Annotated in this window: 7 protein-coding genes and 3 pseudogenes; 8 read left to right on the forward strand and 2 right to left on the reverse strand. The window is 60.2% G+C overall.

Annotation, left to right across the window (positions count from 1 at the left end):
• Positions 1-244 precede the first annotated feature (244 nt).
• On the forward strand, positions 245-1,264 hold the full coding sequence (locus AC0L17_RS00190) for a PGN_0703 family putative restriction endonuclease (protein ID WP_473514316.1): 1,020 nt from the start codon (positions 245-247) through the stop codon (positions 1,262-1,264).
• Between the two features lie 486 nt (positions 1,265-1,750).
• Here AC0L17_RS00190 and AC0L17_RS00195 read toward each other — a convergent pair whose 3' ends face one another.
• Positions 1,751-2,341, reverse strand: a complete 591-nt coding sequence (locus tag AC0L17_RS00195; protein ID WP_473514317.1) for a hypothetical protein — start codon at positions 2,339-2,341, stop codon at positions 1,751-1,753.
• Between the two features lie 157 nt (positions 2,342-2,498).
• Here AC0L17_RS00195 and AC0L17_RS00200 point away from each other — a divergent pair, with 157 nt between their 5' ends.
• From AC0L17_RS00200 to istA, 4 genes and pseudogenes are all read left to right on the forward strand, one after another.
• Complete coding sequence (locus tag AC0L17_RS00200; RefSeq protein WP_473514318.1) at positions 2,499-2,786, forward strand: hypothetical protein; 288 nt, start codon at positions 2,499-2,501, stop codon at positions 2,784-2,786.
• A 113-nt stretch (positions 2,787-2,899) separates the two neighbouring features.
• Entirely contained in the window at positions 2,900-3,661 is a 762-nt protein-coding gene (locus AC0L17_RS00205) for a hypothetical protein (protein ID WP_473514319.1), read from the forward strand.
• Between the two features lie 457 nt (positions 3,662-4,118).
• A pseudogene (locus AC0L17_RS00210) lies at positions 4,119-5,247 on the forward strand (RHE_PE00001 family protein).
• Positions 5,248-5,398: 151 nt separating this feature from the next.
• Positions 5,399-6,234 (forward strand): annotated as a pseudogene (istA, locus tag AC0L17_RS00215) (IS21 family transposase); the annotation flags it as partial.
• 30 nt (positions 6,235-6,264) lie between these two features.
• Here istA and istB read toward each other — a convergent pair.
• Positions 6,265-6,990, reverse strand: a pseudogene (gene istB / locus AC0L17_RS00220) (IS21-like element helper ATPase IstB); the annotation flags it as partial.
• Positions 6,991-7,085: 95 nt separating this feature from the next.
• On the opposite strand from istB, the gene AC0L17_RS00225 reads away from it, so the two are divergent.
• From AC0L17_RS00225 to AC0L17_RS00235, 3 genes are read left to right on the forward strand one after another with little or no spacing between them, the layout of a single operon-like run.
• Positions 7,086-8,114 carry a trypsin-like peptidase domain-containing protein gene (locus AC0L17_RS00225; RefSeq protein WP_473514595.1) on the forward strand — a complete coding sequence of 343 codons (1,029 nt, stop codon included), beginning with the start codon at positions 7,086-7,088 and terminating at the stop codon, positions 8,112-8,114.
• A 2-nt stretch (positions 8,115-8,116) separates the two neighbouring features.
• A complete protein-coding gene (locus AC0L17_RS00230; protein WP_473514320.1) occupies positions 8,117-9,205 on the forward strand; it encodes a hypothetical protein in 1,089 nt (362 codons plus the stop codon).
• A complete protein-coding gene (locus AC0L17_RS00235; RefSeq protein ID WP_473514321.1) occupies positions 9,202-12,108 on the forward strand; it encodes an ATP-binding protein in 2,907 nt (968 codons plus the stop codon). Before AC0L17_RS00230 ends, AC0L17_RS00235 begins: the two co-directional genes overlap by 4 nt.
• Positions 12,109-12,119 lie beyond the last annotated feature (11 nt).

Genomic DNA, 12,119 nt, shown 5'->3' on the forward strand with positions numbered 1-12,119 from the left:
ACACTTTTCCCATCGCAATGCCAATTGTCTCGAGTCTACGTCGCTGTTGTCGATCTACCATCGCTCGCGGTGCGAGGCTGTTTCCTCAACGCAGCCCGACTTTGGTCTTTGGCGGAATGGATCTATGTAGGTCGGAGGTGTTAGCCACATCAGAGTGAGAGGTGGTCGTCCAGAGTGAAATGGCGGCCAACAGCTGCAGCAAGAGTCTCGGGATTTCGTGCCCGTAAATTTGGGGGAAGGATTCATGGCGACATTTAAGATTGCCGAGCTGGCGAGGCAGACTGCTTTCTTCGCCACCTTGCCGGTGGGGCAAATAGGGTTCAACGGTTCATCGTATCGCCTTCAGAAGGCATATCTTGGCGCGAACTTGTCGCCGGCAGCTCAAGACGCGCTTGGTTATTTCGCCGACAAGAACATCAGCTGGCACCAGCATTCTAACCATGCGCTATCCTCGCAAATCTGCTGCGTGAATTTTCTTTTCCCGCTGGCGACACGTCCGGACATATTGGCGCGCTTCGTCCAGCAGGCGATTGGCGGCGGCCTTCCAAGCATGCTGCAGGTCTCAAAGGACAGAAACTCAACTCCTCTGTTCGTCGACTTCGAATGGCTTGGCGCGCAGAACTATCTGAACGAATGGCCGAAACGAGGTTTGCCGACGCGCGGCGCAAATGTCACCAGCGTCGACGCATTGGTTCGCTTCGAGAGGGACGGACGCGAGGAGGCGTTGTTGATCGAGTGGAAGTACACCGAAGACGACGCGGGCGCGATCAGCAATAGGCTGCCTAAGTCGCCGTTGGAAGGCAGAGCTTACGGGAACGCGACTCGTCAAGAACGATATAAGGCGCTCGCCTTTGAACCTATCGGACCGCTCCGAGCCAACAGGGGTCTGGCGCTCGAGGATTTCTTCTTTCATCCCTTTTACCAACTTCTGCGCCAGCAGATGTTTGCCCGGCGCATGGAGCAGGATTCACTCGATCCAGCCGAGCGCGTTCGTCTGCTTCACATTGCGCCAGCTGGCAACAGGAATGTTCGCCGCGTCAAGGCTCCGGCCCTGTTAGCAATCGCAAACGAGCTAGGCACCGATGACGCCTTCATCGTCTTTCGCGCGGTACTCGCGAATCCTGACGACTTCATCAGCCGCTCGACTGAATCGCTGTTTCTGCCGCTTCTAGCCGACGCTCCCGCAGATGATGCCTGGGCTAACTACCTTCGCAGCCGCTACACCTTCCTGATTGATACAGCAGAAACGAGGGCTGTGGTCTAGGGAGTATGATCGGGCCCGAGAAGAGCTGCGTTTCCAGGACTGCAACCCTTCCCGCTCATCAGATCAGCGCTGAGACGAAAGTGGCCGATCCGACCTCATACAGATTGTATTGCGGGAATGGCTGGAGACGAACGCCTATCCCGGTCCGTACCATTGAGGAGGAGATCGAAAACGACGGGAGCGCATAGGTGCGATGACGCCGTCCTACATTGGGTTTTCCAAACGACGCGCCGCCGCCTCGTTGATCTCCGCGCCGGCGACCATCGGGTCTCTAAGAAAGACGGCGTATAAACCGCAGTCCTGCGCGCGTCCGCAACAGCGACCGTTGTCGCGCGCAGGACGGAGGAAATTCGCCCCCGCCGCGGGCGGTGAACGGGACAGCCGTAGGAGCGTCAGCATAGCGCCGGCCGCAGGACGGGACGCGGGACCGACTGTCCCCGTCCGCGGCGGTCCGCATGTTTTTGCGTCAAGATGGAAGCCGACCGCCTAGATCGCGCGCAGTTCCGGGTCTCGACAGTCCGGCCGCTGATCGGCGACGATGCGATAGGGGAGGGCCAACGCCAGCGCCGAGTTGGCCTGGAAGAAATCGATCGGATCTTGCATCCCTTCAACTCCCTCAATTGCGTGGCAGCTTGTGAATTTCCAGCCTGACAGGCCCGCCTCTGTCACAGCTCGTGCAGAAAAGCGCTCGCTCGACCGAACTGAACAGAGCGTCTTTTCCATAGCGCTTGATGAGCCCGGCAGGCTTACCGTTGCATGGTGCGAACAGGATCTGCACCAGGCTCGCAACACATGCCACTCGCGAAGATCTCCGAGCGCCACGTCGAGGCCGGCGTGAACGCTGCCGTCGATGATGGTCTGCAGTGGGATCTTCAATTCGCCTGGTGTCAGGATTTTCTCCATCACATGTCGACTGTTGTAGTGGATCAGCATCATGCCTGGACGGCGTCGGATGGCGGCCTGCCAAGCCGCCTGACTCACCGTTGAATCGGGGGAACGCGAAATGGTTTCGGATAAGGCCTGCTCTTCGCGATCCCAAACCTCTATCCGAAAATTGTCTTCCGCTGTTTTTGCCATAGCTTCGCCGGCCAGCGCGATTGACGCCGAGCCATGGTCCTTCGCTGCTCCAGATCACGCTGAAATAAGGAACATATTCCTCTCCCGTCAAGGGCGCGCTTGACTCTTTGTTCTCATTTTGTTCACATTGGCAGAGATAGGCCATAGGAGGCGAACCATGGAACTTCGCTTAAACATTGAAGGTGCGGCGTCCGAAGAACTGGCACGCGGTATCGCTGCGGCCGAAGCTGTCTTCGCGCGGGCCGGCATTACGGCTTCGCAAGGCGCGGAAGGGCTGTTCGCGTTGGAAGGGTGGGATATCAAAGGCTTTCCGGAAGACGACCAGCCAACCGAGGACGAGGACCAAGCTGCGGCAATCTGGATGGAAGCCGACGAGGCGGCGACGACAGCATGTTGTGCGGGTTGGCCGGAGGACAAGTCCCGCACCATCAGGTCATGGAACTGATCAATGTTCCCCGCACGAAGTTGCAAGCCGAGGCAATTCCGGACACGTGGCCGGCGCGGAGGCAGCTCTAGCCTCAAACTCCATAGGGTCAAAGGGAACCATGGAGGCGAAATTTGAGACGGGTCGACAAGAAGTTCGCTGAGGAAGTTGAGCGTCAAGTGCAGGCCCTCAATATAAGCCGTTCCGGCATTGCAGCGCTTCCCAATGACATCCTAGTGACGGCCTTGGCGCGGTACCGGGACGGTAGGCTCAGGGCGACTGAGCACAGATTTGCTGTGCGCGATGTGGAGGCGCACCTCCGCCGTACCATGGTCGACTTCGAGATCAGCGTTTCGGAGGTCAGAAGCCTCAGCAAGGCCCGAAACGCTAGCGGATTGACAATTTACAGCGCCAAGACTGCGCCGATGGAAGACGGTGTTTTCGTAGGAGCATACTTTCACACCTTCCTCTTCCGTCACGACGAACTCTGGTTCGTCTCCAGTGTCGAACCCGCCGCGACTACAACGCATCTTCACGAGCGGATACTTAAGCGGTCTCGCGAAGCCTATCCCAACTTCACCGCGGCTCAAAAACGGCTGTCTGCCTTTTGGTCCTTGCTGGTTGAGGCTGGTCAGCACCTTAGGATGACCAGAGGGACCGCACAGGCTATTCGCTACTTTGCCCATCCGTGGGCCGATGGTCTGCTCCTAGTCGAAATGCAGAAGGTGGAGGGCGTGGCCGCCGCTGGTGCGCCCTCCATCGTTCGATTCCGCTCGAACGTCGGACGGGAGCAGCCGCTTAATGATGCCTATAGGGCTCGAGCGCCGGCAGGTGCTCGTCACTGCTGCGTCGAGCCTCATTCAAGAGGAAGCAAAGCGGGTACTGTTGCAGCGTGACCTTACGAGGCTTATCGCCCTACGTTACGCGCGCAACCCGGACACCTTTCAGATGAGTCCCGATGCCAGACAAGCTCTCCTCATGCTGAGTGCGCTATAAGCGATATCACGGGATTGCATGCCAAGTCCGGCACCGGAAGTGCGTGAGTACCACCGCTCGCTTTCCAATCGCACAGCGCGTTGTGCGCGTCGCAGGAATTTATCGTGGACGGCGGTTGGATCTAGGATCCGTGCAACGAACTCGCCCCAAAGGCGATGGTCGGAAACGCACTTTTTGTTTTTGAGGGGGTCGGTGTCGCAAGAAACGACAAAACAATAATCGAGTTATCTGACGGTATTATCTAAGTATCGATAAGAGGTCATTATCGATAGTGTCTTTTGTCCGGCAGAAAATCCCCGGAAAGTCTAAGTAAAGGCCAACTAGCTTGACCAACGCGAATCGGCTACCGTGAAATCAATGGCTTACGCGCTCGACACTCTGCCTCTGGAAGCCCTGATCGGACCGCTCGCGAAGGCGACCGCGGTTTTGGCGCGCCTCGACGAGCGACTGGCCCGCTCGCCCGTGCGCGACGGTTTTGTCGAGCGCCAACACTCGCCGCCGCGGCCGCCGCGCTCTGGCTCGAAGGCGAGCTCGTCCACCTCGAGGATCTCGTCCTGCACGATGCCCACATGGACATCCGCACGCCGACTCACGAGCTCACCCGCGCGCATGCCGTGCTCCGCGCTCGCCGCCATATTTTTGGCCACGCACCCGACTGGCCGCTCGGCCGGGAGGGGCTGAGGCAGCTTACGGGACGCGGCGGCGCCATGCCGGCGGCGGCAGGACAAAAAAGCCGGAAGGGCAGGGGGTATTGGCTTCTGAGGTGGAAACTGATGGGGCGATTGAGGCGCAGGAGCTGGATCCACTGGCCCAAGAATTCGCCGAGATCGACGCCGTGCTGGCGCGGTGATCGAAGATTTTGAGCGGCGCCGAGGTGCCTGCTCGAAAACAGAAAACGTCGCTGCGTGACCGGCCGGACCTGGTCTACGATCTCGACTGGAATGAAGAAGAACGGCTGGCCGAATGGCAGGCTGTCCTCGCGGAAACGCGGGAGCTGCCGGTCGTCCTGCGCGCGGCGATGCTGCTCGATGCCTGGACCGAGATCGAAGTGCTGCAGCACCCCGCCTGGCTCGGGCCGCTGTTTTGCGCCGCGCTGCTGCGGCAAGAAGGCATAGCCGCCCACCATCTCGCCTGCCTGCACCTCAGCGCCAAAACCATTCCGCGCGAGCGGCGACGGGCGCGCCATCGCGGCGACCGATTGTTGGCGTTTGTCGACGCCATCCAGGAAGCAGCACTGGCGGGCCTGAAGGAGCACGATCGGCTGATGCTGGCCAAAAGCCAGATGGAGCGGCGGCTCAAGCAACGTCGCGCCAGCTCAAGGCTGCCCGATTTGGTCGAGCTGGTGCTGACCCGCCCGATCGTCTCCACCGGCATGATCCAGGACCGGCTAAAGGTGACAAAACAGGGGGCGCTCAACCTCGTCGGCGAGCTCAGCCTGCGCGAAATGACGGGCAGGGGGCGGTTTCGTGCGTGGGGGCTGATTTGAGACCGAGGTTCTGATCGACATACGGGTGAAACCCACAACTGTTGATTTCCACTGAGAACTGACCCGTTGGAATGGGATATTTCCATCGAGAATTGACCCGTGTTTGAACCTTGCCCTGCGTATTTTCAGCGGGGGCTATGGAGTGATCGACATGGCGTTACTGAGCGTGATCCGACGCTGGCATTTTCGAGACCATCTATCGATCCGGGAGATTTGCCGCAGGACAGGCCTGTCCCGGAACACCATCCGCAAGTACCTTCGTTCCGATGGCGTGAAGCCGAAGTTCAAGGTGCCGGATCGACCGAGCAAGCTGGATCCGTTTGCCGACCGGTTGGCTGCCTGGCTGAAGACGGAGGCCAACAAGGCGTGCAAGCAGAAGCGGACGTTGAGGCAATTGCATGCCGAGCTGATGAGCCTTGGCTATGACGGCTCCTACAATCGGGTCGCGGCCTTTGCCCGGGAGTGGAAGGTGAACCGGCAGCGTGACCTGCAGACATCAGGTCGCGGAACATTCGTGCCGCTGGCGTTCGAACCCGGCGAGGCATTCCAGTTCGACTGGTCCGAGGATTTGGCAATCATCGGCAATGAGCGCACCAAGCTGCAGGTCGCCCATACGAAGCTGAGCTACAGCCAGGCCTTCATCGTGCGGGCCTATCTTCTGCAGACGCATGAGATGCTGTTCGACGCCCACAATCACGCCTTCCGTGTGTTCGGAGGCGTCCCCCGGCGCGGTATCTACGACAACATGAGGACTGCGATTGACAAGGTCGGCCGCGGCAAGGATCGCGACGTCAATGTCCGCTTCCTGGCCATGGCGAGCCACTATCTCTTCGAGCCGGAGTTCTGCAATCCAGCTTCGGGCTGGGAGAAGGGTCAGGTCGAGAAGAACGTCCAGGATGCCCGTCATCGACTGTGGCAGCCTATCCCGCGCTTCCCAACGCTGAATGCGTGAATGATTGGCTGGAACACCGCTGCAAGGAGCTCTGGGCAGGCCCAGACCTCGCATGGCCGGATGCGCTATAGCGCAGTCACGGGCAAATTGTCATGCTGATTGTCGCTGGCAAGGCTTTCGTCGTTTTCTGATTGTCGCTCCGCGACAAGTTCGTGCGTGTGTTTGATTGTCGCGTAGGAGGCGGGCCTGCCGCGCTGGCGTTTGGCTTCCATGGCGGATCTGCGCCGGTAGCTTTCGATATTCATCTCGAAGATCGTTGCGTGATGATCAAGTCGGTCCACCGCGGCGAGGGTCATTGCGGGGTCCGGAAAGACCCTGTTCCATTCTCCGAAGGGCTGATTGGCGGTGATCATGATGGAGTGCCGCTCATATCTTGCGCAGATGAGTTCGAAGAGCACGCTCGTTTCGGCCTGGTCCTTAGTGACGTAAGCCAGATCGTCGAGGATGAGCAGATCGAACTTGTCGAGCTTTGCGATGGCGGATTCGAGCTGGAGCTCCCGCCGCGCGACCTGAAGCTTCTGGACGAGATCGGTCGTGCGGGTGAACAGCACGCGCCAGCCGTTCTCGATCAGGGCGAGGCCGATGGCCGCGGCGAGATGGCTCTTTCCGCCGCCGGGCGGGCCAAACAACAGGATGTTGGCGCCCTTTGCGAGCCAGCTGTCGCCGGCGGCGATCGCCATCACCTGGCCCTTGGAGACCATTGGCACGGCGTCGAAGGCGAAGCTGTCGAGGGTCTTCCGGGGCGGCAGTGCAGCCTCGGACTCGCGACGGTGACTTCCTGGCCGACCGCGATGCAGCGAGAAATAACCGCCACGCTGTAGTTGAATATCTTGGCAAGCACAAATAGTATCGTGGGTACGACACATCCGACGAGGCTCAGTTGTCGATGCTGCAGCTTACCCACCTACAAGAGGCAGAACTGCGAGCGGCCCTGATAGCGGCGTTTCCGGGTTTTAACGGGGTTCAGCAACTGGCGGCCGCGCTGTTCACAGTAGATATCGACGTCGCTTACGTCGGAGCGATCCATGCAGGTGGAGAAACTGCGATCCACAATGTCATCATCCAGGAAAATGCCCGCGGCAAGATCGTGGACGTCATCGGGGCGGCGCGCCGGGCAAACCCCGGCAACGCGAAGCTCGCAGAACTGGAGATGACATGGTTGAAGACATCGTCAGCCGAGTCGAAGAGCCGTCTGGAGGCAATGATCCTTGACGAACTCGATTACACGCCAGCCGATGAATGGGGAGTGCGGCTGACCAACTCCTATCGTTGGGTCTGCCGCGTCGAGCGCGAAGCGGACCAGGCAAGCCTTGGAACCGGCTTTCTGGTGGCCGACGACCTTGTACTTACCAACTACCACGTTCTGCACGGAGTCAAAGCGCCCGGAACGCCCGAACCGGCAAAGGTCCAGATGCGCTTCGACGCCATCGGCGCTCAACCCGGACGCGTTGCGACGACGGCGGCAGGGGACTGGCTGGTCGCAAAGAGCCAACCCGGCGGGAGCGAATGGGGTGGGGCTGCCGGAGAACCCACTCTTGCGCAGCTCGATTTTGCGCTTGTGCGTCTGGCGGAACCCGTCGGCAAGGACACGAGTGGCGGTCCGGAGCGCGGTCATGTACGCATAAAAGACATCGCCGCGGGCCAGGCCCTCCATCCGATCGTCGTCCTGCAGCACCCGCTTGGTGCGAGCTTGCAAATATGCCTCGGTGCATTCGACAAGCCGAACCCGAGCGGCACGCGGCTGCGCCACACGGCGACTACGCAAAGAGGATCGTCCGGCTCACCTTGTCTTTCGATGGACCTGAAAGTCGTCGGGTTGCACAACGGCGGATTGGGCGGTCGCAATACCGCTATCCCGCTTCAGCTTATTGCATCCACTCTCAACAAAGATGGAGCAGTCCTGCCGGTGCATTAGCCATGAAAACCTTTACTCTTTCACAGATTACAGGACTCACTACCGCAATTGTTGGCGGCTATCCACAACTGGCCGGACAGAATCAGATAAAGATGATGCTATCCCTTCTCTCAGTAGAATTTGATCGATACGTTACGTCTGGCGCAAACTTCGAGGTTACCCTTAACGATGTTCTTAGCGACCTCAACCAATCGGCGGCACTGGATCTTTTCTTGGATGCGCTGAAAGCCGACGCGCGTCCGCTGGTAGTAGCAGCCATCGATCTGATGCTTGCTGCCCCGGTTGCGCCGCAACCGGCAGGCTTCGAGGAACTCTCGAAGGCGCGCCTGATTATCGACGGACATCCGTTTGTCGATCGCGATATTCTCTCCACCACAATCTTACCCAGTCTGCTCAACCCTAACCACCCGCTGCGGGCCGTCGTGATGACCGGCCCGACAGACAGCGGGAAGACTTTCTCCCTGCCGCTTGTTCGCCGCCTTTGCCGCGAGGCCCCGCCGCCCCGGTTCAGGCCGATCGCGGTCGATCTCATGGCATCGGCGCTGACGCGAGACGGCGTCGCAGTCGCCCGCACTGTCGTCAACTCGCTCAAGATCGCTAACTTCAATGTGCCGCCGTTGGATACGAGCGAGCCTCGAATTGGGCGTCGTATCGTTGACGAATTGGCTATTGCGCGCGAATTGTCGGACGTTCCGGTCGTGCCGACCGTGCTCATTTTCGACCATCTGGACAAGGATGTCTCGCCAAGCATCATTGATTTTGTCGAGGAGCTGGCGCTTGCCGCCGCGGACGGACGGCTGCAGGATTTGCGCGTCATACTGATTGGATTTCCGCGCGCGCCGTCGACGACATTTGGGCCGGGAAAGTTGGAGTCGGACGATGTGGTTCAGCCGAACCCTACTCTGCTGTTCGATTACATTGACCGTGCTCTGGCAGTCCTCAATCGGGATTTGGACGATCAGGCCTTGACCAACCTGGTGAATGACGTGTTCGCCGGGCAGCAGCCGCCATACCCACGCCCATTCATGATCGGCTTGCCGCAGAAAATCCGCGACAAGCTTGATGACATCATGAAGGCGCCCACTGTATGAGCATGGAAATCCGCCAGCGGCAGCACCGGTCGCCTGAGAAGCGAGCCGAAATTATTGATGCAGACTGGCTGCTGAGGGCCAGCACAGCCGACAAAGCAGAGGTGTCCGAGAAGTCTGAGCGGCAGGACCTACTGGAGCGGCGCGCCGCTCTGCTTTCCTGGTTCGATCCGCGCGACATTCTCAAGCCGGGCGAAGTGGCTACTGTAGAGGACGGGGATCTCGCCGCTGTCTTGGCTGCCAGCGAGATCGTTCCCACCAAGGAGGGCCCTCGCCGCCGCCTGCAGAATGATGCACGGCGCGCCGCGCTCAAAAGGATGGGCACGCGCGCTGCCATGAATGAGATACTCGAGGACATCCCGTTTTCCACCGCCGACCCGATCCAAAGAATGTTGGTGAGCGTGGTGAGGAACGAAAGCATTCTCGTCGAGAAGCTCGATCGCGATGAGCTTGCTTCGCTTCTCGTCGTCATCGACTGGATGCAAGGAATCGTCGATGACTTGCCGGCACCGGCGCCGGTTCGGGCCAGGCTGGCGCGGGAGGATCTGGTTGCTCCGCTGCGGCATCTGGCGAAGAATTTCGTCGGCCGGGAAGCGGAGCTTGATCGGCTGAGGGGTTACCTCGGCGACGTAGTTCAGGGCAGCGCGATCGGCAGAGGCAGGAAGGCGATTTCCGATTTTGCGGCCAGTATCGTTCCGAATTTCGGCGGCAACTCAGAACCTGACCCACCGCTTTTTATTCACGGTATCGGCGGAGTGGGAAAGTCGACGTTGGTCGCGCGATTCGGCCTGGAACTCGCCGACCTTGACATACCGTTCGTGTTTCTCGACCTTGATCGGCCGCACCTCGACCCCAGGAAGCCCACCACGCTCCTGGCGGAGGCGGCGCGGCAGCTGCGGGTGCAGCTGCCGTCAAGATCGGCGGCCGCGCAGAAACTGGCCGATGATCTGGATGCCGTCAGTCGCAACATCGGTCCGGCAGAGGAGGCGCAGTCTGTTCATGTGGCGGCGCCGCGCGATGTAATCGAGCGGTTTTGCGACTTTGTCCGCGACAATGCCGCGCGAAACCTCCCCTTCATCGTCGACACCTTTGAAATCGCCCAGTCGCTGGGCGACGCTACAATCTATCTTATGCGAGAGACGCTCTCTCAATTGCAGCGAGGCATCCCGCAGCTCCGCCCAATCCTTTCCGGTCGAGCCTTGCCCGATCCTGATCAGTTTCCGACCGATCCGATTGCGCTCACGGAGTTCGACTTGGCGTCCGGAGAACGCTTCCTCGCGGCCATGCTCGTCGACAAACCCGAGCTGGCCAGAGACCAGGCGGCAATCTCATTGGCTGTGCGGTCGGTCGAGCGCACCCCGCTGGCCCTTGCTCTGACGGCGCAACTTCTGGCCGAACACGGCATCGACGCGGTGCGCTCCCCGCGCATCTTCGGCATTGCGCTTTACACCAAAGACGCAGCGTTTCTGTACAATCGAATCCTGGACCACATCCCTCCCGGGCCGCGTCGGAAGCTTGCCAAGCCCGGACTGGTTCTTCGTCGATTGTCTCCCTCTATCATCAAGGACGTGTTGTCCGAGATCTGCGATCTGAAAGTCACGAGCGATGAGCAAGCCCAAGGGCTGTTTGGCGAATTCGCCAGGCAAGTATCTCTCGTCCAGCGTGAACCGGGCGGACTACTCCGTCACCGACCTGACGTTCGCCGGTTGATGCTTCCTGCCCTCGAGCGCGAGGTCGGCCGCACCGTGGTGCGCGCCATCGATCAAGAAGCCGTCAATTTTCACTCCCAATTCGATGATGCCATATCCCGGGCGGAGGAACTCTACCATCGTCTGCGGCTGAGCGACATCGAAGGCTTCGAAAAGCGCTGGCGCGACGATGTCGCTGACCGACTGCGCGAGGCGATGGAAGATTTCGAGCCGCGACGCGGCTGGGCGGGAGCCCCGGAAGCGAGAGTTGCGCTCAGCCTCAAACTTGGCCTGACGCCTGACAAGGCGGCTTTGGAAGTTGCCAACCTCGCCCAGTGGGAGCGCGCTACGGCGACACGGGTCTCGATACTGCTGCAGCAGGGCGAGTTTGGGACGGCCCTGAAATTTCTGCGGGAACGAGAAACGCGCACCACCGCAAGTCCCCTCTTTCGACAAGAAGCGGAGGCGCTGATGGGGGTTGCAGCTTTTCCGGAAGCGTCGGCGGTCGCGGAAAGAGGCGTAGAATCGGCCCGCGAGGTCGGCGACACCGAAACGATATTCGAGAACGCCCACCTGGCCGCTCGTGCATGCGAAGCGATGGGTGACACAGAGAGCGCCACGAATTGGCTCAACGTAGCGACAGAAGCGGCCACTCGGCTTGGTCAGGCAGAAAGGCTTTTTCGCATCGCCGCAGTCCGGTCGAGATTGCAAGGTGGGGTCGCCGCCACTCTCCAGTACACTGGGCCGTCGCTGGTGGCGGTGACACAGGGACTGTTGAGGTGGGGGGCTCTCGACAACCTTACGACCGCTCCGACCCTGCGCGCGCTCGCCGCCGCAAGCGGAGACGAGAGTATCAAGCGGGCCGTTCTGCGGCGGCTGGGCGTCGAACGCCTGTCTCCGGTCCTAAGCGACGACCTGGCCGAACTGATCGCGAGGATTGCAGGGGGCGACAGCATATCCGCACAATCCGTGCGCGCCATATTTGCGGGCGCCAACGAATCCATCCCGGCGCCGGACGCACCGTCCTCGTCCTGGAAGACATGGCTGGCGAGCACCTCGAATAGTCAGCTCGGCAATGCCTTGGCGGAACTGTCACGCAACGACACCGAATATGGCATAGCGGGCGAAGTGACACCCTGGATAGACCGCTACTTCAAGGACGTAGCTGCGGCGCCCGAGTCGCAGGAAACGCCGGCAACAAAGGCCGGCGCTCGATAGGCTTCGGACAC

The sequence above is a fragment of the Mesorhizobium sp. WSM4829 genome (assembly GCF_055811475.1).